This is a genomic window from Brevibacterium sp. CSND-B09, from assembly GCF_052906525.1.
The window spans coordinates 404,557-429,737 of record NZ_JBREGI010000001.1 but is presented as its reverse complement, the minus strand read 5'-3'; the positions used below and the strand labels follow the sequence as shown (position 1 = coordinate 429,737).

21 protein-coding genes are annotated in these 25,181 nt (G+C 64.6%); 12 read left to right on the top strand and 9 right to left on the bottom strand.

All coding sequences use genetic code 11. The features are described from left to right. Window positions 1-33: 33 nt before the first annotated feature. From ACU4IU_RS02170 to ACU4IU_RS02160, 3 genes are all read left to right on the top strand, one after another. Entirely contained in the window at window positions 34-1,314 is a 1,281-nt protein-coding gene (locus ACU4IU_RS02170; protein WP_446655770.1) for a sensor histidine kinase, read from the top strand. Continuing rightward, window positions 1,311-1,961: a response regulator gene (locus ACU4IU_RS02165; RefSeq protein ID WP_139469577.1), complete on the top strand. Its 651-nt coding sequence runs from the start codon at window positions 1,311-1,313 to the stop codon at window positions 1,959-1,961. Before ACU4IU_RS02170 ends, ACU4IU_RS02165 begins: the two co-directional genes overlap by 4 nt. Window positions 1,962-2,084: 123 nt before the next feature. Further along, the gene (locus ACU4IU_RS02160; RefSeq protein ID WP_219922145.1) at window positions 2,085-3,242 is read left to right on the top strand and encodes a fatty acid desaturase family protein; all 1,158 of its coding nucleotides are present in this window, start codon (window positions 2,085-2,087) and stop codon (window positions 3,240-3,242) included. A 46-nt stretch (window positions 3,243-3,288) separates the two neighbouring features. Here the strand turns inward: ACU4IU_RS02160 and ACU4IU_RS02155 are convergent, their stop codons facing one another. After that, window positions 3,289-4,116, bottom strand: coding sequence for a hydrolase (locus tag ACU4IU_RS02155; RefSeq protein WP_446655769.1), 828 nt, complete (start codon window positions 4,114-4,116; stop codon window positions 3,289-3,291). 105 nt (window positions 4,117-4,221) lie between these two features. Next, window positions 4,222-5,406 (bottom strand): ABC transporter permease, encoded by a 1,185-nt coding sequence (locus ACU4IU_RS02150; protein ID WP_446655768.1) that lies wholly within the window; start codon window positions 5,404-5,406, stop codon window positions 4,222-4,224. A 124-nt stretch (window positions 5,407-5,530) separates the two neighbouring features. Here ACU4IU_RS02150 and ACU4IU_RS02145 point away from each other — a divergent pair, with 124 nt between their 5' ends. Then, window positions 5,531-6,100 carry a TetR/AcrR family transcriptional regulator gene (locus tag ACU4IU_RS02145; protein ID WP_446655767.1) on the top strand — a complete coding sequence of 190 codons (570 nt, stop codon included), beginning with the start codon at window positions 5,531-5,533 and terminating at the stop codon, window positions 6,098-6,100. A gap of 13 nt (window positions 6,101-6,113) precedes the next feature. Here ACU4IU_RS02145 and ACU4IU_RS02140 read toward each other — a convergent pair whose 3' ends face one another. Further along, window positions 6,114-6,860, bottom strand: coding sequence for an MgtC/SapB family protein (locus tag ACU4IU_RS02140; RefSeq protein WP_446655766.1), 747 nt, complete (start codon window positions 6,858-6,860; stop codon window positions 6,114-6,116). 105 nt (window positions 6,861-6,965) lie between these two features. Beyond that, entirely contained in the window at window positions 6,966-9,362 is a 2,397-nt protein-coding gene (locus ACU4IU_RS02135) for an ABC transporter permease (RefSeq protein ID WP_446655765.1), read from the bottom strand. 133 nt (window positions 9,363-9,495) lie between these two features. Here ACU4IU_RS02135 and ACU4IU_RS02130 point away from each other — a divergent pair, with 133 nt between their 5' ends. Beyond that, window positions 9,496-10,152: a TetR/AcrR family transcriptional regulator gene (locus ACU4IU_RS02130; RefSeq protein WP_139469571.1), complete on the top strand. Its 657-nt coding sequence runs from the start codon at window positions 9,496-9,498 to the stop codon at window positions 10,150-10,152. A 109-nt stretch (window positions 10,153-10,261) separates the two neighbouring features. Here ACU4IU_RS02130 and ACU4IU_RS02125 read toward each other — a convergent pair whose 3' ends face one another. The 3 genes from ACU4IU_RS02125 to ACU4IU_RS02115 form a co-directional block, all read right to left on the bottom strand. After that, a complete protein-coding gene (locus ACU4IU_RS02125; RefSeq protein ID WP_446655764.1) occupies window positions 10,262-10,984 on the bottom strand; it encodes a DsbA family oxidoreductase in 723 nt (240 codons plus the stop codon). 46 nt (window positions 10,985-11,030) lie between these two features. Beyond that, a complete protein-coding gene (locus tag ACU4IU_RS02120) occupies window positions 11,031-12,107 on the bottom strand; it encodes an Rv2578c family radical SAM protein (RefSeq protein WP_139907445.1) in 1,077 nt (358 codons plus the stop codon). A gap of 61 nt (window positions 12,108-12,168) precedes the next feature. Continuing rightward, complete coding sequence (locus ACU4IU_RS02115) at window positions 12,169-12,699, bottom strand: flavin reductase family protein (protein ID WP_172168807.1); 531 nt, start codon at window positions 12,697-12,699, stop codon at window positions 12,169-12,171. A gap of 312 nt (window positions 12,700-13,011) precedes the next feature. Here ACU4IU_RS02115 and ACU4IU_RS02110 point away from each other — a divergent pair, with 312 nt between their 5' ends. From ACU4IU_RS02110 to ACU4IU_RS02085, 6 genes are all read left to right on the top strand, one after another. After that, window positions 13,012-14,343, top strand: a complete 1,332-nt coding sequence (locus tag ACU4IU_RS02110) for an MFS transporter (protein ID WP_172168810.1) — start codon at window positions 13,012-13,014, stop codon at window positions 14,341-14,343. Between the two features lie 58 nt (window positions 14,344-14,401). Further along, the gene (locus ACU4IU_RS02105) at window positions 14,402-15,781 is read left to right on the top strand and encodes an LLM class flavin-dependent oxidoreductase (RefSeq protein ID WP_446655763.1); all 1,380 of its coding nucleotides are present in this window, start codon (window positions 14,402-14,404) and stop codon (window positions 15,779-15,781) included. A gap of 89 nt (window positions 15,782-15,870) precedes the next feature. Next, a complete protein-coding gene (locus tag ACU4IU_RS02100) occupies window positions 15,871-17,154 on the top strand; it encodes an MFS transporter (RefSeq protein WP_446655762.1) in 1,284 nt (427 codons plus the stop codon). A 113-nt stretch (window positions 17,155-17,267) separates the two neighbouring features. Further along, on the top strand, window positions 17,268-18,758 hold the full coding sequence (locus ACU4IU_RS02095; protein ID WP_139469564.1) for an MFS transporter: 1,491 nt from the start codon (window positions 17,268-17,270) through the stop codon (window positions 18,756-18,758). Between the two features lie 333 nt (window positions 18,759-19,091). Further along, the gene (locus ACU4IU_RS02090) at window positions 19,092-20,609 is read left to right on the top strand and encodes an NCS1 family nucleobase:cation symporter-1 (protein ID WP_172168819.1); all 1,518 of its coding nucleotides are present in this window, start codon (window positions 19,092-19,094) and stop codon (window positions 20,607-20,609) included. Between the two features lie 13 nt (window positions 20,610-20,622). Beyond that, the gene (locus ACU4IU_RS02085) at window positions 20,623-21,453 is read left to right on the top strand and encodes an aspartate/glutamate racemase family protein (RefSeq protein WP_139469562.1); all 831 of its coding nucleotides are present in this window, start codon (window positions 20,623-20,625) and stop codon (window positions 21,451-21,453) included. Here the strand turns inward: ACU4IU_RS02085 and ACU4IU_RS02080 are convergent. Together ACU4IU_RS02080 and ACU4IU_RS02075 are read right to left on the bottom strand one after the other, a co-directional pair. Beyond that, window positions 21,339-22,118, bottom strand: coding sequence for a GntR family transcriptional regulator (locus ACU4IU_RS02080; RefSeq protein ID WP_446655761.1), 780 nt, complete (start codon window positions 22,116-22,118; stop codon window positions 21,339-21,341). The two genes, ACU4IU_RS02085 and ACU4IU_RS02080, sit on opposite strands and share 115 nt — an antisense overlap. Before the next feature lie 13 nt (window positions 22,119-22,131). Continuing rightward, a complete protein-coding gene (locus ACU4IU_RS02075; protein WP_446655760.1) occupies window positions 22,132-23,805 on the bottom strand; it encodes a DUF885 domain-containing protein in 1,674 nt (557 codons plus the stop codon). A 118-nt stretch (window positions 23,806-23,923) separates the two neighbouring features. Between ACU4IU_RS02075 and ACU4IU_RS02070 the strand changes: the two genes are divergently transcribed. Further along, on the top strand, window positions 23,924-25,120 hold the full coding sequence (locus ACU4IU_RS02070) for an MFS transporter (RefSeq protein ID WP_139907453.1): 1,197 nt from the start codon (window positions 23,924-23,926) through the stop codon (window positions 25,118-25,120). Window positions 25,121-25,181: the final 61 nt, after the last annotated feature.

Genomic DNA, 25,181 nt, shown 5'->3' with positions numbered 1-25,181 from the left:
CGGGTGTCTGTGATGGTAGTCTTCGACAGGTTCATGCCCCCGAACCGTCGACTCAACCCCGAGGCGCTGGCCTGGGTCGCGGTGATCGTGCTTGCCATCGTCATGCTCGCGGTGGAATCGTCGATCGCCGTCTCGGTCAACGAGGCCCCCGTCGCATTGGCCTTCGTGGTCACCATCGTCCATGTCGGGTCCATGCCGCTGTCCATGCTGCGACCGCTCTTCGGCACGATCATGTCGATCGCCGCCTGCACTGTGCTGCCGCTGCTGGGGCCGCTCGTGTCGGGTGTGCCGTGGCCGTGGATGGTTCCGATGATGATCACTCAGATCGTCATCATCCTCATCATCGGCCTCCGCGCCCACTGGGGAGTGGCCCTGGCCGCACTGCTCGGCAGCATCGCAGGTTCGGCGGCCGCGGTGCTCATCACTCATCTGCTCGTCGCAGACACCCGTACAGACGGTGCCATCGTCAACATCCTCATCTACTCCTGCATCGCCGGAGGCGTCTACCTCGCCGCGGTCATCATCCAGCAATGGCAGCTCATCCGCTCCCAACTGGTCCAGGAGAAGGAGAACACCGCGGAGGAGCACTCCAAACGCGTGACCATCGAGGAGAAGGCCCGCATCGCCAGGGAACTCCACGACATCGTCGCCCACAGCATGTCGATCATCAACATCCAAGCCTCCAGCGCACCGTTCCGCCACGCCGGGATCGACTCAGAAGTGGCCAAAGAGTTCGAAGACATATCCACCTCCGCCCGCACAGCGCTGACCGAGATGCGCGGACTGCTCAGCGTCCTGCGCAACGATGAAGGCGGAGGCGAACTGGCGCCGCAGCCGAAGTTCTCCGAGATCGACCCGCTCATCGAGAAGGCCCGACAGGCCGGAGTGCAGGTCACCGTCGAACGCAGCGGCGAACCGATCGACCACCTCATGCGCGACAGCACCGGACTCGCCGGCTACCGCATCATCCAAGAAGCCCTGAGCAACGCGATCCGCCACGCCCGCAACTCCGCCATCGCCATCCGTATCCGCGGTGGCAGCTCAGCCGTCTGGATCAGCGTCACCAATGACCACGGCGACGGTCCCGGCGAGGCCGCGAAACACGAGAAGCACAGCCGGCAGGGACTGATCGGCATGCGCGAACGGGCAGCCTCCGTCGGTGGGGAGATCCGCAGCGGAGCCACTGCCGACGGAGGCTTCGAAGTCGAAGCAGTGCTGCCGCTTTCGCCCCGCGAACGCTCGACCGACGACGGTGATCCGAGCGCCGACACACCGGTCACGGACACTTCGGCCACGGACAAGGAGACCCCATGATCAGGATCGTCATCGCCGATGACCAAGCGATGGTCCGCGCCGGCTTCGCCGCGCTGCTGAGCGCTCATGCAGATATCGAGGTCATCGGACAGGCCGAAGACGGTGCACACTGCGTCGAGCTCGTCGCCGACCTTGGCCCCGATATCGTCCTCATGGACGTCCGAATGCCGCTGATGGACGGAATCGAAGCAACCCGCACGATCGTCGCCGCGAATGCCGAGACCCGGATCATCATGCTCACCACCTTCGACATCGACGACTATGTCTTCGATGCCATCCGCGCCGGGGCCAGCGGTTTCCTCCTCAAGGATGCCCCGCCCAGTGAACTCGCCGAGGCGGTCCGCATCGTCGCCGGAGGCGAAGCGCTCCTGGCGCCGAGCGTGACGAAACGGGTCATCGAACACTTCGCCACCGGAGGACAGAAACCCAACCGCACAGCGCTGCCCGAACTCACCGACCGAGAACGCGAGATCCTCATCCAAGTCGCCCGCGGAGCGTCCAACACGGAGATCGCGGCGAGTCTGCACATCGCAGTGCAGACCGTGAAGACCCACGTCTCCCGGATCCTGTACAAACTCGATGCCCGAGATCGCGCCCAAGCAGTCATCGCCGCCTACGAATCAGGTCTCATCGTCCCCAACAGCTGAGTTCTGCACCTGTCCTCACCTCGGACCCCCCCTACCCGAGTAGGGGGTGAAGAACGGCTCCCAGGGGTGACGAAAAACGGCGCGGGCATCCATACGGTGGGAACCATGAACCCGTCTGACCTCATGACTTCCGAACCGTCTTCCCCAACTGCGACCGAACTGTCGACTCCGGCACCGGATCGGGCCACGCGGGCCGCAGTGCTCGAACGCAGGCGAGCGAAGAGGGGAACCGCCGAACAGGAATTCACCAGCGACTTCAGCGCGCTGATGGCGCAGGTAAAAGAAGCGGGCCTGCTGGCCAGACGGCCGGGCTGGAACACCCTGCGCTTCGTCCTCCTCGGACTCGGCTACGTCGCATCCTTCGCCATGCTCTTCCTCATCGGTGAGAGCTGGTGGCAGATGGCGACCGCAGTCGTCTTCGGTGCACTGTTCACCCAGACCGCCTATGTCGCCCATGACGCAGCACACCGGCAGATCTTCACCAGCGGAAAAGTGGGGGAGTGGGTGTCGACGATCATCGGCAACCTCTTCATCGGACTGAGCTACGGATGGTGGCTGAAGAAGCACAATGCGCTTCACCACGCCAATCCGAACAAGGCCGGAGTCGACGGAGACATCGCTCCTGGCGCCCTCGTCTTCACTCCCGAGGATGCACGTGAACGCACAGGCCTGGCCAAATGGTTCGCCGCACGTCAGGGCTGGTTCTTCCTGCCGCTGCTGACCCTGGCCGGCCTCCAGCTGCACGTCGAATCCGTCAAAGCCATCGTCCGGGGACAGTCGTCGATCAAACGCCGTTGGATCGAAGGCGTCTTCATCGGAATCCGCCTCATCGGGTTCCCCGCGCTCGCCATCTGGGCGGCAGGTCCTCTCATCGGCAGCGTCTTCTTCCTCGTCCAGCTCGCCGTCTTCGGCGTGCATATGGGCGGATCATTCGCCCCCAACCACAAAGGACAGCCGATCGTACCCAAAGATGTGAAGATCGACTTCCTGCGCCGTCAGACGCTGATGTCACGCAATATCTCCGGCGGTCGCTTCATGGGATTCCTCATGGGCGGTCTGAACTATCAGATCGAACACCACCTGTTCCCCAGCATGCCGAGCGTCAACCTGCACCGGGTGCAGCCGATGGTCCGCGAATACTGCCGCCAGAAGGACATCACCTACACCGAGACGACTCTGCTCGAGTCCTACAAGATCATCATCGCCTACCTCAACCGGGTGGGCCTCGGCGAAGCAGACCCCTTCGACTGTCCCGTCACCGCGCAGTTCCGGTCGCGCTGACCGGCGGGCCTTATTCGGTTCGCACCGAGGGACCGTCGGGGGAAACTCAGGTGAGGTGATCGTGGTCGCCGGAGACCCATTCGGCATAGCGTTCTGCTGAGGTCTGCACTGCAGAGTGTGCCCCGGAACCGATCGACTGACCGAAGTTGCCGTACATGCGGTCGAAGTCGAGATCGATCACCGAGGCGGCGATGCGCCTGACGACCGTGGCCGATAACGGCAGATAGTTCGGGAAGCTGCGCATGAACGTCACCCACCCCGATCGCGCCACCGGACCGATCGAATCGCCGCTGAGCATGACCCCGGCGCCGTCGGCGCCCGTCCAGACTGCCACCGCACTGCCGGGGAAATGACCTCCCGTCCTCCGGAGCCTCACCCCAGGCACCGGCTCCGCCTCGTGGAAATAGGGGCAGACGGCCCGGCCGGTCCGCTGCACCCATTCGAGGTCGGCTCGGCACACGAAGACGGGAGCTCCATCGAATGCGGCACTCCATTCCAACTGGGTGCCGAACATGTGCGGGTGGCTGGAGGCGATCGCCGCAACTCCGCCGAGGTCCCGGATCGCCGCGACCGCCTCGGCGTCGATATAGGCGGGAACATCGAAGAGCACATTGCCGGAATCGGTGCACACGAGATAGCAGGTCTGCCCGATCCCGAGCTTCGGTTCGACGCGGATGGCGAAGAGACCGGGTTCCCTCTCCGTGGTGGCGATGCGGTGGCCCTCGGATTCGAGGTCTGCCCGAGTCGTCCACTGTTGGCCGGAGGTAGGAACCCATTGCCGATCGTCCTCGCAGATCGGACACAGCTGTGGTGGAGGCGTCGTCGTCTCCACCCCGCAGGTGCGGCAGATCGTCACATCGGAAAATGCCACCATGTCATCCTCTCGGTTCCACAGAGGAAACCACAGACTCCCACCGAGCCTAGTCCTCACATGAAGTGAAGACCAGGATCGATGGGAGTCCAACGACGCGGCAGCTTGTCAGTGGGCGGCCGTGTGCGCCTTCCTGTGGGCGAGGACGTGGCCGACGAGGATGAGCGCGATGCCGACGACGAGCCAGGCGGTGAGCACCCACCACTGGAGAGCCGACGGCGCGTCAGGGAAGTAGGAGAGATCGCGCAGCAGCGTGCCCGCCGCTCCGGGCACGAAGAACTGACCGATATCGCCCCAGGAGCCGGCGAGGAACTCCTTCGGCTGATTGAGCGAGGCGATCGGATTGCCGATGAGCATGGTGAGCACTGCACCGAACGCGATGCCGGCAGGTCCGATGAGGGAGACGAAGCCGTTGATCAGGCCGACCGTGGCCGCGATCGACAAGCCGATCGCCAGGGCATTGATCGCGAAGTTCCCCTGCAGGATCCCGAACCAGGTCTGCATGATCAGGGCCAGTGCCAGTCCTCCGACGACTCCGTAGACGATGGTGCCGACCAGGCGCATCCGCCGTGAACGGATGCCCATGCTGGTGAGCACACCGCCGACGATGCCGCCAAGGGTCAACGGCAGACCCGCGATGGCCAGTCCCGCACCGGAGGGATCGTCGTCGGAGAGCGGCACGACGTCGGTGATCTTCACCTGCGGAACCTCCGTCGCCGAGGCGGCCGGATCGGCACCGTCTCCGGCCGGGTTGCTCTGCGGCGGGGCCTGACCGGAGGCAGCGGCCTCGAGAGCCTTCTGCATCTGCTCCTGCATCTTCTTCGTGCCTTCCTGGAGGCCCGAGATCGCCTGTTGGTCGATGTTGTGCTGCATCTGGGTGCCGATTCCGCTGAGCTGCTGCGCGACAGCAGGGGAGGCGGCCTTGGCGATGAAGATCTCCGGTTCGTCCTCGAGGACGAAGGCGCCGTAGACCTCTCGCTGTTCGATGAGGTTCACCGCCTCGGCGCGTGAGTCGACGGTCTTGAGATCGAGCATGCCGTCCGGGGCGTTCTCAGCGATCTGGTCGATCTGCTCTTCGTCTCCGACCGCTGCGATCGGCAGGTCTTCGGGGTCCGAGGTCACGGTCGGCCAGCTGAAGGCGAGCATGACGAGGCTGACGACGGCGGCGGCGAGGACGGCGACGAGGATCGCGCGTCCGAACTGTGGGGGAGCGGCCTGCGCCGCCTTCTCCGGTGTCTCGCTCACCGCCGAGTGGTCGGCCTTGTCTTCTCTGCTGAGTATCTGGGTCGGCATGTCTGTCCAATCATCGAAAACGAATACTCGTTCATTATGAATCCATCCGCTAGGATATATCAAGAATGGTCATTCGTTTTTTGGGGGAGATGTGCCGAAGGTCACCGAGGAGCACAGGAGTGCGATGCGTGCCAGGATTCAGGATGCGGCGCTGGCCTGTTTCGCGCGCAGGGGGTTCGCCGGTGCGTCGATGGCCGACATCGTCAAGGAAGCGGGGCTGTCGGCCGGAGCGGTCTATGTCTACTATGCGTCGAAGGCCGACCTGATGATCGACGTCGCCCGCCGGGTGATGGCGCCGCGCATGGCGGTGCTCGAGGCGGCCAAGTCCGGAAGTGAGGTGACAGCTCCTGCCGAGGTGTTCGTCGAGCTCATCGATTCCCTGCTCATCGACAATCCGTTCGCCTCGGTCATGGTTCAGGTCTGGGGAGAGTCTTCCTACGACAAGGAGTTCGCGAGTTTCGCCGGTGGGGTCTTCGAGACGCTCATCGAAGAATTCACCGTCTATCTTGCTGCCTATCTGCAGGATCAGCGGGGAGCGGACGCTGAAGGCGCGCGAGCTCGTGCCGCGGCAATGGTGCCCGGGCTGCTGGCAATGATCCAGGGGGCCGTCGTCCAGTCGACCGTCTTCGGCGAATCCTCCCGGCTGCGGGTCCGGGCCGGAATCGAAGCAGTGATCTCCAGCGTCGATTTCTGAGTTCGTCGGCTGCTCAGACGGAATCGCCGTCGTCATCGACCGAGTGGACGCGATCTTCGCGCATGCTCACCGTATCGACGCCGTTCAGTTCCATGAGCGGGGCGACGAGCAGGTGCAGAGGCCGCTTTCCGTCGAACCTCACATCGACCTGCACCATCCGCGTCTCGTCGGGGGACTCGAAGCGGCGCGAATCGACGATGGTATTCGCAAAACCCATTCGGCCGGCCAGAGCGAGGATCTCGCGGAGGACACCGGCTCCGTCGTGGTAGGTGATGCGCAGGAGTTTGCGGTGGTCGCTGTTGGGGATCTTGCGGATGAGCGGCGCGATGACGAACAGCGTGAACAGGTGCAGGGCAGTGAGCATCGCGGCCAAGGGCAGCATTCCTGCACCGCAGGCCATTCCGACGGCCGCGGTGACCCAGATCGTTGCGGCGGTGGTGAGTCCGCGGACCATGTTGCGTCCTTTGAAGATGACTCCAGCGCCGAGGAAGCCGATTCCGGAGACGATCTGCGCGGAGATCCGTGAAGGGTCGAGGCGGACGTCGTTCTCGAGCACTCCGGCGAATCCATACGCGGAGATCAGGGTGAAAGCGCAGGTGCCGATGCCCACGAGCACGTGGGTGCGGTACCCGGCGGCCTTCTGCCTGAACTGCCGCTCGAAGCCGATGAGGGAGCATAGGACGAAGCTGGCCAGCAGCAGGCCGGCTTCCACCAGGCCGGTGCTGCTCATGATGTTCTCAAGCGACGCGGAGTTGACCATAGTGCCTTCACCATAGCCCCACCCCCAACGAACAACCCTCAATTACTACCTGACGGCGGCCCAGCAACCTCGCGCGAGGTTGCTGGGCCGCCGTCAGGTAGCAGGTCAGACTGTGGAGGGGATTGACTCCTCGTGAGGTCTGCGGCTGCGGGCCTGGCCGTCGCCGGTTGTCGGGGCTCGGCGATCCGACTCCTGCGCGTCGGTGCCGTCGTCGACGATGGATCCTTGAACGGTCTGGTACGACTCCTGGCCGGGCGCGGAGTCCTGATCGGCCGCCTCGGCGTCGGACTTCGCATGATCCGGGGACATGCCCAACGCCAATGCCTGCTTCCGCTGTTCCTTGGCGATCTCTCGCTCGCGTTCGAGGTGGAGATTGCCGAAATCATGGGCCGTGCGCGGCGGTTTGATGCCATCGATGAGGAAGACGAGAGCCAGCGACACCAGTCCCCACAGGCCGAGGACCTGCAGATGTTCGGTCACGACGTCGCCGTCGAAATACAGGATCGAGCGGATGGTCTCGACCGAGGCGGCCATCGGCAGAAAATCGTGCAATGTGGCGAAGAACTTCGGCACCATATACTGCGAGAGGGCTCCGTTCGACGACGGCACGCCGGCGAACATGAGCGTGCCGATGACCGGGATGATCGCGAACATGCCCAAGAGCCTTTCGAAGACCATGGCGAACATGGAGATGCAGGCGATGGCGATGATGCCGGCGCCCCACAGCGCCGCGAAATGCCCGTCGACGGCTCCTGTGATCGGACCGGCGATGGTCGCGACGACCAGCGACATAAACGGTGCGTAGACGACGATGATCGGCAGCATCCGCTTCAGCGGCCTGGTCCACGGGTTGGCGTTAGCGGCAACGATGACGACCATGAAGCCGGCGAGGATCCATCCCATCGCCACGTACATCACAACCACGCCGTTCTTGTCCCGATCGGGCAAGGGCTTCAGGTCGTCGACCGTGAGATCGGAGTCCTGCGCCTGAGCCACCTGTTCGAAGACCTGTACGGCCACACGGTAGGAAGCGTTGTTGCCGGCCTGGTTGGCCAAGAGCTCGAAATCCGGATTCTTCTCGCTGGGTAGGACGAGCGCGGCGACCTCATCGCGGTTCTCCACGAGCCGACGGGCTTCGCCCTTGTCATCGAGCGCGGTGAACTCGAACTTTCCGTCCATCTGCTCATCGAGCTGCTTGATCGTGTCTTCGGCCTGTTCGACCGAGGACCCGACGACCGCGACCGGCATGTCCTTCGGCGTCGGCGAATGCATCGCTCCGAGCATGAACGTGATCATCATGGTCACCATCGCCAGCGGGAAGAGGGTCAGCGAGATGTAGCGCATGAGCTTCGTATCCGGCCGCCGGCCGCCGTGGATCGCTGCCACATTGACATCCAGCGGCACAGGGTGTTCATTGCGCTTGGCGTAGAAGTGGTCGTAGACCTTCGTCAGCAGCAGACCGGCCACCGCGCCGAGGGCGAGGACGAACAGGTGTCCGGTGACTCCGTCGCCGTCGAAGTAGAGCACGGAGCGCAGAGACTCGCCGATCGCCGGCATCGGCAGGAACTCGTGGGTGAAGCGGAAGAACTTCGGCATGCTGTAGACCGGCATCGCCATATTCGACGACGGCATGCCGAGGACCATGAGGAAGAGGATCCCGAGAATCACACCCAGTGCCCCGACGAGGCGGGTGATGAAGAGCTGGACGGAGGAGATGGCGAAAACGCCCAGCCAGGCGATGCCGAGGACGGCCGCCGTGTCCTTGACATCGACGACATCGAGGATCGGGCAGGCCACGGTCCACACGAGGCCGGCGATGGCAGCCGACCACCCGGCGAGGATCGGCACGATGCGTTTGAACTTCAGCAGTTCAGGCGAATTCGACCGCAGAACGCTGAAGGGCATGTAGCCGGCCATGACGATGGAAGTCATGAGGAACATCGCCGCCATCCCGGACGGATCGTTGTCCGGCAACGGGACGATGTCGTCGGTCTTGACCGTGAAACCGTCTTCAGCGAGCGCGGGACGCACGAGCTGCTCGACGGTGGTCGACTGTTGGACCCCGGCTCCGCTGGCGGTGACGATCGTCGCGGTATCGCCCTTGACGATGATCGCCGCCGAGGCCTCCCTGTCATAGACGTCCTGGCGGGCGTCGTAGACATCATCGGTCGTCTCGATATCGAAGGCGTCGGGTTCGGCGCCGTTGATCGCAAATGTCACATCATCGGCCTTGGCCGATGACCCCGCCACCACGATGGGCATGTCGTTGGCTTCGGGGGAGTGCATCGTCCCCAGGTAGCTCGTGATCATCATGCCCACGAAGATGAGCGGCATGAGGAAGATCGCAACGGTGCGGCCGATGAATTCGGCCTTCGCGCGTTTGGCCGCTGCTTGGTCCTCGGTGGTCGCAGTCGAGCCGGCCTCGGAGTCGGAAGCCGGGTGCGATGTCGGGTGCTCGGACTCGAGGGCCTCTTTTCTCGTTCGCGGTTGGCTATCGGACATTGTCGTCCCCTTCAAGGATCGGAAATCGTGTGATCCTCGTCGACCACGGTGAACTTCGCCAGTTTAAGACACGTGACTTAAAATTGTGAAATCGAGAACTTGTGATTTCGAGAGCGAATGGAAAGATGAGGGAATGACCATCCAGAGTGACCGGGCGCGGGATGCCCTGCTCGACGCCGCCGAAGAGCTGTTCGCGCGCAATGGGATCGATGCGGTATCGAACAGGCGCATCGTCGAACACGCGGGGGCTGCGAATCACTCGGCGATCGCTTACCATTTCGGCGGCCGCGAGGGGCTGCTGCGCGCACTCGTCGAGCGCCACCATGACGAAATGGCTCGGCGCAGGCGTGAGCTGACGGAGCAGCTGGGCGAGACGCCGAACATCCACGAGCTCGTCACGACTCGTCTGCGCCCGCTCATCGAGCTGCTCGACAGTCTTCCGAAGCCGAGCTGGCGGGCGCAGTTCATGTCTCAGATCTCGGCTGTCCCCTCCGCCGTCGAGGTGGCCAAAGAGGTGATCGGGGACGCGGACCTGCCCGATGACCTGCGATTCATCAACGGAGCGGTCGATGGGATCCCCGAAGGGGTTCTGCGCGGTCGCGCCTATCTGCTGGGGAGCATGGTCGTCGGCGTCTGCGCCGACCAAGAGGCGAAGATGAATGAAGACGCCAATAAGGGCAGCTGGGAACAGGTCGGCCGCTTCCTCATCGATGCGGCGGCGGGAATGCTCGGGGCACCGGTGACCGACCCGGACGGTGCCGTGCGCTACCCGAGCGTTCCCCTGCTCTGATCAGCAGGCAGCCCCGCCCGGACCTCTTGCTATTGCTACCTGACGGCGGCCCAGCAACCTCGCGCGAGGTTGCTGGGCCGCCGTCAGGTAGCAATAGGGGGTGTTTTGGTCAGTTGCAGCCGTCGGGGCCGCAGGCGGCGCCGACGGCGAAGTCCTTGCCCGCTGACTGCGGAGTGCCGCCGAGCACCGTGAGCTTCTGCCCTTCGTCCCAGGCCGTCTCGAGTGCCTGAGAGAAGACCTCCGCCGGTTGGGCTCCGGAGATCCCGTACTTGCGGTCGATGACGAAGAACGGGACTCCATTGGCGCCGAGCGCGCGGGCCTCACTGATATCGGCCCGCACCTCGTCCGAGAACTCATCGGTTGCGAGGATCCGGCGGACCTCGTCGGGATCGAGGCCGATCTCACGTCCCACCTCGGCGAGGTAGTCGACGTCACCGATGTCGCGACCCTTCTCGAAGTGGCCCGAGAGCAGCATCTCCTTGGCCTCGGACATGAGTCCGTGGGTCTTGGCGAAGTGGAGGAAGCGGTGGGCGGTGAAGCTGTTGGCCACGACGATCGAGTCGAAGTCGTAGTTCAGGCCGACTCCGGCAGCCTGCTCTGTGACATGGTCGAACATGTGCCGCACCTGAGCGGCGGGCATGCCCTTCATCTGACTGAGGTATTCGGTCTCGGTGCCGTCGAAGTGATCGGGCAGGCTCGGATCGAGCTGGAAACTGCGCCATTGGACGTCGACGTCGTCCCTGTGAGCGAAGCCGTCGAGGGCATCCTCGAAGCGACGTTTTCCGATATAGCACCAGGGGCAGGCGATGTCCGACCAGATCTCAATCTTCATATCTTTGCCAACCGTGTCCATCTCATGGTTATTCCGCAGGTCCGGCTCAGAACAGAGCCTGCTGCGATGGGGCGGTGAGCTGCTGCGTCGGAGCCGCTGGCACGCCCACCGTCTGCCGGTTTCGGCTCGACTCTGGGCGACCGCGCATCCGCGAGGTCGCAGGGTAGTCGTCATCGCTGCGTCCGCGCAGGTCATATCGGTCGATAAGGGGGTTGATGCGCTCACCGAGCCACCGCCGATACTCCTTCGATGCGTAGGATGAGCCGGCGTACATCCTGCGATAGCGGGGGAGCAGCTCGGGGCGGTTGTGTTCGAGCCATTCGAAGAACCATTCGCGGGCGCCGGGGCGCAGGTGCAGCGCCCCGTAGACGACTCGCGCGGCTCCGGCGTCCTTGATCGCCCGTAGAGCGGATTCGAGGTGGTCACGGGAGTCGGTGAGCTTCGGCATGATCGGCATCATGAAAACGGTGACATCGAACCCGAGTTCTGCGGCCGCGCGCACGGTGGCCAGCCTGGCCTTCGCCGTCGGCGTGCCGGGTTCGAGGCTCTGCTGCAGAGCGTCGTCGTGAACGGCGATCGACATGCTGATCTCAACAGGAGCGTCTTCGGCGACGCGGGCCAGCAGAGGCAGATCCCGTCGCAGCAGCGTGCCCTTGGTCAGAACCGACATCGGAGTCGACTGTTCGGCCAGTGCGCTGATGATGCCCGGCATGAGGGAGTAGCGGCCTTCGGCGCGCTGATAGGGGTCGGTGTTCGTGCCGAGTGCGACATGGTCTCGCTTCCATGTCGGACGCGCCACCTCGGCGGCGAGGACATCGGCGATATTGATCTTGACGACTACCTGGCGATCGAAGTCGGTCCCGGAATCGAGATCGAGGTAACGGTGAGTGTTCCTGGCGAAGCAGTACACGCAGGCGTGTGAGCAGCCGCGGTAGGGGTTGACGGTCCAGGAGAAGGGCATCGAGCTGGACTGGGGAACCCTGTTCAGCGCCGACTTCGCCAGCACCTCGTGGAAGGTGATTCCTGAGAATTCCGGCGTCTGCACCGACCGGACCAGTCCCTTCGTCCCGAAGAGGACAGGTGTGCTGGGGTCGGTGCTGGCGCTCGCTTCGTTCCACCGCATGACATCATTCGAACACGAGTTCGAATGTGAGTCAAGGGTGGGGCGTGACACTTAGGCGAGGTCAGGAAACGCGCAGTCCCTTGAACTCGCTGCGGTGGAAGACCAGGGCCTCGGGTCCGTCGTCATTGCGAGTGCCGAGGATCTCGAGCAGGGCCACGGTGTGGTCGCCGGCCGCGACCTCATCGTAGAGCCGGGTCCAGAGGAACGCTGAGCTGCCGGGGATCGTCAGTGCGCCTCCGGCAGTGACCTCAGGGCTGACGCCGGTGAATCGTCGACTGCGATCCTTCGCCGCCAACTGCCTGGCCAGGTGCTCCTGGTCAGTGCCCAGCAGTGAGATCCCCAGCTCGGGAGCTCGACGCAGGGTGGGCCAGGTGGTCGATGTGTTCTGGACGGCGACGCTGACCAAGGGTGGGTCGAGGGAGACGCCGACGGTGAGGGTGGAGGCGACGAGACCCAGGGGCGCCGCATCGATTTCGGCGCCGATGAAGGCGACTCCCTGGGGGAAATGGGAGAAGGCCTCGCGGAGAGCCTCGGGTGTTGCGGGGGTCACCGGGGCCGGTGACTGTGCGGTGCGGTCTGCCAAGAGTGTCATTCCTTCACCTCTGCGTTCGTGTGGTCGTCGGTGTCTCAGATGCCAGCTGATGCGATGACGCTCGCTGTTCCGTTGAGCAATCCAAGAGTATGGGTCCGTCTGTCGGGGTCGTTGAGGTCGATCATTGCAAAGCGGAGGCGCCGGTGTCGTGGCCGAGGTCATATGAAGACGACTTATGACCGCATATGACGCTGAGAGTCGGGGCGTGACGGAAGCGTGCGGCCGGTGACGGGGTTCGGGCATAGATTGCTCAGCGAATCATGCGCTCGTCAGGCAGCGAGCCGCCCGAACCCCGCCGCAGAGGAGAACCCTATGACGCAGACGCCGGCCACCGCACCGAGCACCCAGGACCCGCCGCAGCGGCTCCTGTCCGGAAAGAAGCGGGTGCTGGCCTCGGCCTTCGCCGGGACGACGATCGAGTGGTACGACTTCTACCTCTACGGCACCGCCGCGGCCCTGATCTTCAACGTCCAGTTCTTCCCCTCCGACAGTGAGCTCGGCAGCCGACTCGCGTCCTTCGCTACTCTCGCCGTCGGATTCTTCGCTCGGCCCTTGGGCGGAATCGTCGCCGGCCACCTCGGCGACCGTGTCGGTCGCAAGGCTCTGCTCGTCGTCTCCCTTCTGTCCATGGGGACGGCGTCGACGCTCATCGGCCTGGTCCCGAACTTCGACGCCATCGGCTGGTGGGCCGCTGTCTCCCTCGTCGTTCTGCGTATCGTCCAAGGCCTGTCGGCAGGTGCCGAATGGGGCGGATCGGCTCTGCTGTCCGTCGAACATGCACCCGCCCGCAAACGCGGTCTCTTCGGATCCTTCACCCAGATCGGATCTGCGGCGGGAATGCTGTTGGCCACCAGCTCCTTCTTCCTCGTCCAGAACCTGATGAGTGATGAAGCGTTCGAGGCCTTCGGCTGGCGCATCCCCTTCCTCGCCTCCGCGCTGCTCGTGGCACTGGGACTGTGGATCCGCCTCGGCGTCTCCGATGCGCCTGAGTTCCAGGAGCTCAAGGATTCCGGAAAGGTCGCCAAAGCACCGCTGCGGGAGGTGCTGACCGCTCATCCGCGGGTCCTGCTCGTCACCATCGGACTGCGCCTGGCACAGAACAGCGTCTTCTACCTCATCACCGTCTACATGCTCAGCTACCTGGCGGAGAATCGCGGCGATTCGACCTCGGGAGTCACAGCCGTCATGATCGCCTCGGCGGTCGGACTGGTGACCGGACCGGCTTGGGGGTGGGCCTCGGACCGGATCGGTCGCAAGCCCGTGACGATCTTCGGACTCATCGGCATCGCAGTATTCGGCTGGTTCTTCTTCGCCTTCCTCGACGCAGGTCCGCTGGGACTGCTGCCCCTGGTCGTCATCCTCGGCATGAATCTCGCCCACGATGCCGTCTATGGTCCCCAGGCGGCCTGGTTCGCCGAACAGTTCCCCATCGAGGTCCGCTACTCGGGTGTGAACATGGGCTACCAGCTGGGCACCGTCATCGGCGGCGGAATCATGCCGATGGTCGCGGCCCTGCTCTACGTCGCCGGCGGCCACTCGCCGTGGCTCATCTGCGGCTACCTCACCCTGCTGTGCGTCCTCTCGCTCATCGCCGCCATCGGCGCCAAAGATCCTGCCCGAGCGCTCGCGCGCACCGCGGCCTGAACACACCCGCCGGTACGTCGGCCCGCACCCATCGCACCACCATGATTAGGAGACTCCTATGACGAAACCGATTCTGCTCAACGCCTTCGACATGATGACCCCGGTCCACCAGTCACCCGGACTGTGGCGCCACCCGGAATCGAGAGTCGACGAATTCACCCAACTGTCCTTCTGGACGGACCTGGCCAAGACCCTCGAGGACGGCGGATTCTCCTCCCTCTTCCTCGCCGACATCCTCGGCGTCTATGACGTGTACGGCGGCAACGCGGATGTCACGAACCGTGGGGGAGTGCAGTTCCCACTGCTCGACCCCCTCGTCGCCGTCCCCGCCATGGCCGCAGCCACGACGACGCTGGGATTCGGCGTGACCGCCTCGGTGACCTATGAGAAGCCCTACCTGCTCGCCCGCACCCTGACCACCCTCGATCACTTCACGAACGGACGTGTGGCCTGGAACATCGTCACCAGCTATGTCGACTCCGCTGCCCGCAACCTCGGGCTCAAGGGCCAGATCCCGCACGATGAGCGCTACGACCGGGCCGATGAGTTCATGGAGGTCATGTACAAGCTGTTCGAGGGCTCGATCACTCCGGACGCACTCAAAGCCGATGCCGACGCCAACGTCTTCGTCGACCCGAACGAGGTCCACGACATCGGCCACGACGGCAAGTTCTTCACCGTCCCCGGTCAGGCGCTCGCCGTCCCCGGACCGCAGGGCACCCCGCTGCTCTTCCAGGCCGGCGCATCCAAACGCGGCCAGGAATTCGCGCTCGACCACGCCGAGGCGATCTTCTTCTCCGGACCGACCCCGGAGATCCTGCGCAGCTGGGTCGACAAGGTCCGTGACGGACTCGAAGAGCGCGGACGCGCCCGTGACGCGGTGAAGATCTTCGCTCTGGCCACCGTCATCGTCGACGACACTGACGAAGCCGCCGAGGCTCGCCTGGCCGACTATCGCCGCTACGTCGACACCGAATCCGCGCTGTCCCTGTTCGGCGGATGGACCGGAGTCGACCTCTCGGGAGCTGACCCCGAAGACACCCTCGAATACGTCTCGACCGAAGCCAACCAATCCGCGCTCGCCTCCTTCACCACCATGGCCGGAGACAAACCCTGGACGATTCGGGACCTCGCGGAGTTCGTCGCCCTCGGCGGACGCGGACCGGTCATCACTGGATCGCCGGAGACCATCGTCGACGAGTTCGAACGGTGGATGACCGACGCCGATATCGACGGATTCAACATCGCCGCGGCCGTGCGCCCGGCCGATGCCGAACGCTTCACGAAGTACGTCTCGCCCGAACTGCGCCGCCGCGGACTCCTGCCCGAACCGACCGCAGGTGCCACGGTGCGCGAGCAGCTCACCGGGGCCGGCCCCCGCCTGGCCGAGGACCACACGGGTGCCCGGTTCCGCCTCGGCGAGGGTGCCCGCGTCTGATCACACGGGGTCCGACGAATCGGGGAACGGCCGTGGGGCATAATGATCTGCGGCCGTTTTCCGATCCGTGAACCGAACTGAGACCGCGAATGAGTGCATCGACTCCGCTGACCACCACTGATGATTCGGGCGATCGCGGATACCGGCGCAGAGCTCTCGTCGCCGCGGCTGTCGGCTACGGACTCGACGGCTTCGACCTCCTCATTCTCAGCTTCGCCCTATCGGGCATCATCGCCTCATTCGGGCTCAGCGACATCGCAGCCGGGTCCCTGTCGACGATCACTCTGCTTGGCGCAGTGGTCGGCGGAATCGTCTTCGGTGCCCTCGCTGACCGTCACGGCCGGGTACGGGTGCTCACCTGGACGGTCCTCATCTTCGCGGTGTTCACCGGACTGTCGGCGCTGGCACAGGGGTATTGGGATCTCGCGGCCTACCGGTTCATCGCCGGAATCGGAATCGGCGGTGAGTTCGGCATCGGCATGGCCCTGGCCGCCGAGGCGGTGCGTGCCGACCAGCGAGCGCGGGCCACATCATGGGTGGGAGTAGGGTTCCAACTCGGCGTATTCGCCGCAGCCGTCGTCTCGGCTCCCGTCATCGCCCTGTGGGGTTGGCGGGCACTGTTCGTCATCGGACTCGTCCCCGCTGTCTTCGCTTTCGTCATCCGTCGCGGAGTCGAGGAGCCGGAGACCTTCATCCGGGCCCGGGAACACAAGGAGACGGAGGCCGAAGTCGCCCGTGGGAACCTCGATACGGACGGAGTGCCGACCTCCTTCGGTGCGAAGATCGCCGCGCTGTTCAAGGATCGGGACACGGTGAAGATCACCCTGGCCCTGACGATTCTCACCAGCGTGCAGAACTTCGGCTACTTCGGCATCATCACCTGGCTGCCGAACTACCTGTCCGAGCAGATGGATCTGGGAGTCACCAAGGGTTCGCTGTGGACAGCGGTGACGGTCATGGGAATGCTCGCCGGGATCCTCATCTTCGGCCAGGTCGCCGACCGCCTCGGTCGACGTCCTGCCTTCTGGATCTTCCAGGCCGGAGCCATCGTCACCATCCTCGCCTACAGCCAGCTCACCGATCCGAGTGCTCTGCTGGCCGGCGGATTCTTCATGGGCGCCTTCGCCAACGGAATGCTGGGAGGCCATGGGGCGCTGCTTGCCGAGCTCTATCCCACGGCGATCAGGGCGACGGCGCAGAACGTCATCTTCAACATCGGCCGTGCCATCGGGGGGCTGGCACCGGTCGTCATCGCCCTTCTTGCGGGGCATCTCGGCTTCGGCTTCGCTCTGGCGCTGCTGCCGATCATCTACCTCATCCAATTCCTCGCTATGTTCCTCATTCCGGAGCGCCGCGGCCACCGCCTCGACTGAGCTGTGAGTCCGGTTGCAGCGTTTCCGGGTGCGCTGTGCCTGCACCGGCGTTCGTGACGAACTGTGACGGCAGGTGACAGCGCGCGGCCGCCGCGACACCATACTTGTCGACTGTGACTTCGACAGATCCCGCCGCGAACGCGGCGCAGACACCCTCCGCGGCCGCTCAGAACAGGCAGGCCGGAACGCAGACTCCGCGCATCGTCTCCTCGGCGGCCGATATCCATTCGATCCTCGCTGAATTCGGCTCTCAGGGGACGAAGACGACGGCGGTGATCATCCTCGCGCTCGGCGGGATCTTCATGGACGCCTACGACTTCTCGTCCCTGGCCTTCGGCATCACCGCCATCCAGGAGCAGTTCGGCCTCAACGGCTTCATGACCGGACTCGTCAACGCCTCGATCATGGTCGGTGCCGTCATCGGCGCTCTCTTCGGCGGATACCTCGTCGACCGGTTCGGGCGGTACCGACTCTTCATGGCCGATATGGTCTTCTTCGTCGTCGCAGCCATCGGCTGCGCCGTGGCACCGAACGAATGGGTCCTCATCGCCTTCCGCTTCGTCATGGGCATCGGCGTCGGTCTCGACCTGCCGGTGGCGATGGCCTTCCTCGCCGAATTCTCCAAGCTCAAAGGCAAGGGGAACCGCTCGCAGCGGGTCAACGCCTGGTCGCCGGCCTGGTACTTCGCCACCGGTATGGGCTACGTCATCGTGCTCATCATCTTCATCACCCTGCCCTACGACCAACATGCCATTCTGTGGCGCATCGTCGTCGGCTTCGGTGCCGTGCCCGCCCTCATCGTCCTCCTCGTTCGTCGCCGCTACCTTGCCGAATCACCCGAATGGCTGGCCAACCAGGGCGATCTGCGCGGTGCCGTCGAAGTCATGCGCAGCCATCACAACCTCAATGTCGAACTCGCTCCCGAGGGGGAACGCGAGACCGCGAACGCCTCGGACAGTTCGGCCAAGGGCGGACGGTGGGCCGGGTTCGCCGAACTCTTCTCCCCGCGCTACCGGGTCCGTACGATCGTCGCTCTCTGCGTCTCCGTGTTCTCGACGTTCGGCTACAACGCCGTCGCCTACGGCACCCCGCTCATCATCACCACGCTCTTCCACCAGACTCCGCTGATCACGATCATCGCCTCACTGGTCATCAATCTGGGCTTCGGCACGCTCGGGGGACTCCTGGGCATGAGCATCGTCAACCGCTTCGGGACCCGGAGGATCACCCTGTTCGGATTCGTGATCCAAGCCCTGGCGCTGGGAACGCTGGCGATCGTGGGCATCCCGAACGGGGCTCTCGTCCTCGTCGCGGTAGCCATGCTCGCTGCGTTCGTCTTCGCTCAAGCCGGGGGACCGGGAGCGAACCTCATGAACTATGCGACCCTGTCGTATCCGACCCGTCTGCGCGGTATCGGCATCGGTTTCAACCAGTCGGTCCTGCGTGCCTTCTCGATCGTCTCACTCATCATGTTCCCGATCCTTGCGGCCTCGCTGGGCACCGGTGTGTTCTGGATCGTCGCCTGCGCACCGTTGGCGGGTGCGATCGCCGTCGGCATCGTCGCCTGGGATCCGACGGCCAAGGACGTCGAGCACGAAGACTGAGGCCCGCGACCGGCGGTGACTGCCCAGAGCAGTGCACTGCGCGTATGACGAGGCGGAGCGGCCACGACCAGCGGGAACGGTCAAGTTGATCATGAATGGTATGCCATCGAGTGAAATGCTCGTTCGGCCGTTCCCCGGCCGCGTCCCCGAGCGACCCGGATGCGGTTGCGAGTCGCATATGTAAGGCTGCAGCGAAATCGCCCGGCCTGACTCATTGCCAGCGGGGTGTGAGCTGGGTTACTCTGAATCGGTCAGATGAACGGTGTCACAGAGCTGTGTTTATTTTTTTGGTATCCCAGTTTGGGCGCTGACCGGATCCAAGGAGTTGACTGCATGAGGAAGACCGAATCGGCGGAGGCACCAGTGCCCACACGCCTGGGGCCCAGCCCCGAACAGTTGGCGGCTCATCGCATCAGTCCGCGCTTCTACAATGCCGATCTCGCCCCATCCCGCAAGGAGGGGCGCAGTTGGACGGCCTACAGCGTCTTCACCCTGTGGGCCAACGACGTGCACTCTCTGGGCAACTACGGCTTCGCACTCGGACTCTTCGCACTCGGCCTCGGCGCCTGGCAGATCCTCGTCGCCCTCCTCGTCGGTGCCGCCCTGCTGTTCTTCCTGCTCACCCTCTCCGGTTTCATGGGCTACAAGACAGGCGTGCCCTATCCGGTGATGAGCCGGATCTCCTTCGGCATCCACGGGGCCCAGCTGGCCGCCTCGGTGCGGGGCATCGTCGCCATCGCCTGGTTCGGCATCCAGACCTACCTGGCCTCGAGCGTCCTCAACGTCATGCTGCTGACGATGTTCCCCGGACTGCAGTCATGGGCCGATGCCGAATTCCTCGGACTCTCCGGGCTCGGCTGGTTCTCCTTCACCCTGCTGTGGGTCATCCAAGTCATCATCGTCAGCTACGGGATGGAGATGATCCGCCGCTACGAAGCCATCGCCGGACCGATCATCCTCGTGACCTTCCTCGCCCTGGCCGTCTGGATGCTCATCCGCGTCGACTTCTCCATCGCGTGGTCGACCGACGAGGCGCTCAGCGGCTGGGAGATGTGGGCGCACATCTTCGGCGGAGGCGCATTGTGGGTGTCCATCTACGGCACCTTCGTGCTCAACTTCTCCGACTTCACGAGGGCCGCGAAGAAGCGCGGCTCGATCGTCGTCGGCAACTTCTGGGGCATCCCGGTGAACATGCTCGTCTTCGGGCTCGTCGTCATCTCGCTGGCCGGCGCACAGTACAAGATCGACGGCACCGTCATCACCTCACCGGCCGATATCGTCCAGTCGATCGGCAGCCCGGTCCTGCTCGTGCTGGCGTCCCTGTCGCTGCTCCTGCTCACCGTCGCAGTCAACCTCATGGCGAACTTCGTCGCCCCGACCTATGCGCTGACGAACCTGTTCCCGCGCCACCTGAACTTCCGCAGCGCCGCCATCATCTCAGCCGTCATCGGCTTCGTCATCCTGCCCTGGAATCTGTATGACTCACCGGTGGTCATCGTCTACTTCCTCGGCGGACTCGGTGCCCTGCTCGGACCTCTGTTCGGTGTGATCATGGTCGACTACTGGGTGGTGCGCAGAACGAAGGTCAATGTGCCTCAGCTCTACACCGAAGCCGGCGACGGTGAGTACTTCTACCACCGCGGAGTCAACTGGCGAGCCATCGGAGCCTTCATCCCCGCCTCGGCGATCTCACTGGTCTTCGCACTCGTCCCCGCGTTCTCCGGCATCTCCGAGTTCTCCTGGTTCTCCGGGGCCGCGATCGCCGCGCTCATCTACTTCGTCATCGCCCGCCGCGACTTCACCTTCCGTGAGGTCGACGGTGAGGAGATCGCCGTCCCGACCCATCACTGATCGGAGCCGAATCGTGAGAATCCTCGTCGTCAACGTCAATACGACCGAGTCCATGACCGAGGGCATCGCCCGCGTGGCACGGCAGGCCGCCTCGGCGGGAACCGAGATCATCGGTCTGACCCCCGAATTCGGAGCCGAATCCTGCGAAGGCAACGTCGAAAGCCATCTCGCGGCGCTCGGCGTCATGGACGCCGTCCTGAAATATCCCGGCGAGTTCGACGCCGTGATCCAGGCCGGGTACGGAGAGCACGGCCGCGAGGGCCTGCAGGAGCTGTTGGATGTGCCCGTCGTCGACATCACCGAGGCGGGGGCGGCCCTGGCGATGTTCCTCGGCCGCCGCTATTCCGTCGTCACCACGCTCGACCGGACCCTCCCGCTCATCGAGGACAGACTGCTGTTGGCCGGTCTCGACTCCCACTGCGTGTCCGTGCGGGCTTCGGGAATGGCCGTGCTCGAGCTCGAAGAGAATCCGCAGGCTGCGATCGAGGCGATCACCGATCAGGCCGCCGAGGCGGTCGACCGTGACCGTGCCGAGGTCATCGTGCTCGGCTGCGGTGGGATGGCCGAGCTCGGGGCGACGATCACGGAGCGCTGTGCCGTGCCCGTCGTCGACGGGGTCGCTGCCGCCGTGCGCGTGGCCGAATCTCTCGTCGGTCTGGGGCTGAGCACATCGAAGGTGCGCACCTATGCGCCTGCCCGTGAGAAGAAGCTCAGCGGCTGGCCGCTCGGTCAGTCGACGTCGGCCGGATCCGCTGCGGCAGGCTCTGCCTCCTCGGCGGCAGGCACCGCGACGGACTCGGCCGCAGCAGGTTCGGCGGGATCGGCGGCGGCAGGTTCGGCCTGAGCTTCTTCGGGTCCGGTCTCGGCCAACCGCTTCGAATGCTTGTCGTGCTGCTCCTGACTCGTTCCCAGATGACGACCGGCCAGCGACCCGGCCAGCGTCTGATCCCGGCGGGCGATGGCGTCGAAGAGCTCGGCATGCTCGGTGGCGACGACGGCAAGGTCATCATGCTGACTCAGCTGCCACCGCATCCGTGAATCCAGCAGGGCACCGATCTCGCCGAGGAGCTCATTGCCCGAGAGCTCGGTGACGATGGCGTGGAATTCCGCGGCACAGCGATGGGCACCGGCGACGTCCCCGGCATCGGCGAGCTCTCGGCCCTTGAGCATCGTGGCCTCCAGTCGAGCCAGGCCCTCGCGGGTATGGCGCTGAGCGGCGAGTTCGAACGAGAGGACGTCGAAGACTGTGCGCACCTCGTTGAGGTCGGCGATGTCGCTGGGGGAGAACTCCCTGACCGTCGACCAGGTGTTGGGCCGGTTCGTCACCAGCCCTTCCGAGGCGAGTTTCTTCAGCGCCTCGCGGATGGGCACCCGGGAGACGCCGAGCTCGGTGGCGAGGTTGCGTTCGACGAGCCGTGAACCCGGTCGGCGGTGGCCTTCGATGATTTCATTGCGCAGCGCCTCGGTGACGCGCATGGTCTCCGACTGGGGACTCTCGGCAGACTTCATCCGGTCCCTCACCTCACTGTGAGCGCTTCATGGCACGGCCCAGAGTATCGAGCCCGACCGAGCCGAGACCCAGCGCCCGGGTGTGGAAGTCCTTGAGATCGAAATCGGCACCCGCCGCAGCCTTCGCCTCGTCACGGTACTGCTCCCACAGTCGCTGACCGATCTTGTAGCTCGGTGCCTGCCCGGGCCAGCCGAGGTAGCGGTCGAGCTCGAAGGCCAGGAACGACCGGTCCATGGCCACATTGTCGGTGAGGAACTGCCACGCCTTCTCCCGGTTCCAGATCCCACCGCCGAGGCTCTCAGGTGCCTCGAGGCCGAGATGGAATCCGATGTCGAGGACGACACGGGCGGCACGCAGCCGCTGCGAATCGAGCATGCCGAGATAGTCGCCGGGATCGTCGAGGAACCCGAGATCGGCCATGAGCTTCTCCGCGTACAGAGCCCACCCCTCACCGTGGCCGGACACCCAGCACATGAGGCGGCGCCAGCGGTTGAGGGTGTCGGAGACGTAGGTGGCCTGACCGACTTGCAGATGGTGGCCGGGCACACCCTCGTGGTAGACGGTGGTCTTCTCCTGCCAGGTGGCGAAGTCCGTGACGCCTTCGGGCACCGACCACCACATGCGGCCGGGGCGGGAGAAGTCGTCGGTCGGGCCGGTGTAGTAGATTCCGCCGGTGGCCGAAGGCGCGATCATGCATTCGATCGTGCGCACGGGTTCGGGAATGTCGAAATGGGACTTGCCGAGTTCGCGGATCGCCTCATCGGCCACACCCTGCATCCAGTCCCGCAGCGCCTCGGTGCCGTGCAGGGTCCGCTGCGGGTCGTTGTTGAGAGCGTCCATGACCTCGAACAGGTCGGCGCCGGGCACGATCTTCTCTGCCACTTCTCGCTGTTCGGCGTCGATGCGCTCGAGTTCTTCGAGACCCCATGCATAGGTTTCATCGAAGTCCACTTCGGCGCCGAGGAAGTCGCGGGAATACAGCGCGTATGCTTCGCGACCGCACGCTTCGTCTTCTCCGGCGGTGGGCAGCACCTGTTCGCCGAGGAATTCGGCCAGGTCCGAGACGGACTTGCGGGCCGCCTCGGCGTGGGTGTCGAGATCCGAACGCAGAGCGTCGGGAACATCGGCACCGGCGACGAGACGATCGAAGTTGCTGCCGGGCTCGGCCAGGGCGCGGGCCTGTTCGACGACCTTCTCGACCTGGATACGGGCGGCGACGCGACCGTTGTCACGCGCCATCGCCAGGGACTCCTGGTATCCGGCCAGCGAGCCGGGCACGGCAGCCAGGGTGGTCGAGATCGTCTCCCAATCGGCCACGGTATCCGTGGGCATGAGGTCGAAGGCGTCGCGGACCTGCTGCAGCGGCGATTCGATGACATTGAGGCTGGCGTGCTTGATCCCGGCGGCGAAGTAGTCCCGGTCGACGCCGAGGCGATCACGCATCGCATCGATGGTCACGAGGTCGACATCGTCGAGGTCGGAAGAGTCCGCGACATCATCGAGGCGAGCCAGCGTCCGCACGGTGACGTCATTGAGCGCGGAGAGTCCGGCCGGCGAGAAGTCGTCGAAGCCCTGTGCACCGTCGAGACCGAGGTAGAGGGCGAGTGAGGGGGAGAGGGCGAGCATGTCATCGACGTAGTCTTCAGCGACCGCATCGACGGCGGAAGGGGTTCTCTTCACAGTCATGATGACCACCCTATCGCGAGCTGAGTCACATCCGTGGTGGACCGGACCACGCAATCGCTGAGAACCCGCTAATGTGTCACTGTTCCCCGCAGGCAGCAGAAAGTGAGACCGATCTCCAGTGGCACGAGCGAAGCTGTGGACGAAGGACTTCATCGTCGGAATCGGGCTCAACCTCTCGATGTCGATGGTCTTCTACCTGCTCATGACGTCGATGGCCGGGTATGCGGTGGCGCGGTTCTCCGCCGGTGAGGCCGCAGCCGGCTTCGCCTCCTCATCGTTCGTCGTCGGTGCCGTGGTCGCTCGCGTGCTCACCGGGAAGTATCTCGACTTCATCGGCAGGCGCAAACTGCTCATCATCACCATGGCGGTCTCCGTGCTCGCCTCACTGGCCTATATCTTCGCTGGCGACCTCACTCTGCTCCTGACGCTGCGCATCGTCCACGGAATCGCCTTCGGCGCCGGGAACACGGCGATCATGACGGCCATCCAAAGCATCATCCCGGCCTCCCGCCGGGGAGAGGGCACCGGATACTTCGGCACGGCGACGACCCTGTCGACGGCGCTCGGACCGTACCTCGGCGTCATTCTGCCCCGCGAGTTCGACTTCGTCATGCTCTTCGTCGCCTCGGCGTTCATGTCCGTCCTCGCCCTCATCTGCTGTTTCCTCATCCGGCTGCCCCTGCAGGAGATCAGCGACTATCAGCGGCGCACGAAATGGCATCTCAAACTCGGCACCCTCGTCGATCGGGACGGGCTGCGGATCGGCTCGGTCATGCTTCTGGCCGGCATCGCCTACGCGGCGGCGCTGGTGTTCCTCGCCGGCTATGCGGCCGAACACGGCGTCGCCTCCGCCGCGTCCCTGTTCTTCGTGGCCTTCGCCGTGGCCTCCCTGTTCGCCCGTCTGTTCGTGGGACGGCTGCAGGACACCTTCGGCGACAATGCGGTGATCTTCCCCGTCTTCATCGCCGATATCGCCGGCAATGTCCTGCTGGCGCTGTGGCCGACGATGACGGGGATCGTCCTCGCCGGAGTGCTCATCGGCCTCGGCTTCGGCTCCCTCATGCCGTGCATGCAGGCAATCACCGTCAAATCCGTGCCGATGAGCCGCGTTCCCGTGGCCACGGCGTCGTTCTTCCTCCTCCTCGACGCAGGGTCCGGCATCGGCCCGGTCGTCCTCGGATTCCTCTACCCGTTCACCGGCGGAAACGGAATGTTCTTGGTCTGTGCCGGGCTCGTCGTGGTCGCCATCGGCGTGTACGTGTGGGTGCACGGACGTCGCCGAGGCGGTCGCCCCGGCCGCGAATACCTCACCTGATCCCGCTAATTACTACCTGACGGGGGCCCAGCAACCTCGCGCCAGGTTGCTGGGCCCCCGT

Coding starts and splice junctions, on each gene's coding strand:
- ACU4IU_RS02100 (WP_446655762.1), top strand. CDS start 15,871: ATGAGTGCATCGACTCCGCTGACCACCACTGATGATTCGGGCGATCGC.
- ACU4IU_RS02155 (WP_446655769.1), bottom strand. CDS start 4,116: ATGGTGGCATTTTCCGATGTGACGATCTGCCGCACCTGCGGGGTGGAG.
- ACU4IU_RS02170 (WP_446655770.1), top strand. CDS start 34: ATGCCCCCGAACCGTCGACTCAACCCCGAGGCGCTGGCCTGGGTCGCG.
- ACU4IU_RS02075 (WP_446655760.1), bottom strand. CDS start 23,805: ATGACTGTGAAGAGAACCCCTTCCGCCGTCGATGCGGTCGCTGAAGAC.
- ACU4IU_RS02130 (WP_139469571.1), top strand. CDS start 9,496: ATGACCATCCAGAGTGACCGGGCGCGGGATGCCCTGCTCGACGCCGCC.
- ACU4IU_RS02120 (WP_139907445.1), bottom strand. CDS start 12,107: ATGCGGTGGAACGAAGCGAGCGCCAGCACCGACCCCAGCACACCTGTC.
- ACU4IU_RS02110 (WP_172168810.1), top strand. CDS start 13,012: ATGACGCAGACGCCGGCCACCGCACCGAGCACCCAGGACCCGCCGCAG.
- ACU4IU_RS02150 (WP_446655768.1), bottom strand. CDS start 5,406: ATGCCGACCCAGATACTCAGCAGAGAAGACAAGGCCGACCACTCGGCG.
- ACU4IU_RS02105 (WP_446655763.1), top strand. CDS start 14,402: ATGACGAAACCGATTCTGCTCAACGCCTTCGACATGATGACCCCGGTC.
- ACU4IU_RS02115 (WP_172168807.1), bottom strand. CDS start 12,699: ATGACACTCTTGGCAGACCGCACCGCACAGTCACCGGCCCCGGTGACC.
- ACU4IU_RS02165 (WP_139469577.1), top strand. CDS start 1,311: ATGATCAGGATCGTCATCGCCGATGACCAAGCGATGGTCCGCGCCGGC.
- ACU4IU_RS02090 (WP_172168819.1), top strand. CDS start 19,092: ATGAGGAAGACCGAATCGGCGGAGGCACCAGTGCCCACACGCCTGGGG.
- ACU4IU_RS02145 (WP_446655767.1), top strand. CDS start 5,531: ATGCGTGCCAGGATTCAGGATGCGGCGCTGGCCTGTTTCGCGCGCAGG.
- ACU4IU_RS02140 (WP_446655766.1), bottom strand. CDS start 6,860: ATGGTCAACTCCGCGTCGCTTGAGAACATCATGAGCAGCACCGGCCTG.
- ACU4IU_RS02080 (WP_446655761.1), bottom strand. CDS start 22,118: ATGAAGTCTGCCGAGAGTCCCCAGTCGGAGACCATGCGCGTCACCGAG.
- ACU4IU_RS02160 (WP_219922145.1), top strand. CDS start 2,085: ATGACTTCCGAACCGTCTTCCCCAACTGCGACCGAACTGTCGACTCCG.
- ACU4IU_RS02125 (WP_446655764.1), bottom strand. CDS start 10,984: ATGAAGATTGAGATCTGGTCGGACATCGCCTGCCCCTGGTGCTATATC.
- ACU4IU_RS02135 (WP_446655765.1), bottom strand. CDS start 9,362: ATGTCCGATAGCCAACCGCGAACGAGAAAAGAGGCCCTCGAGTCCGAG.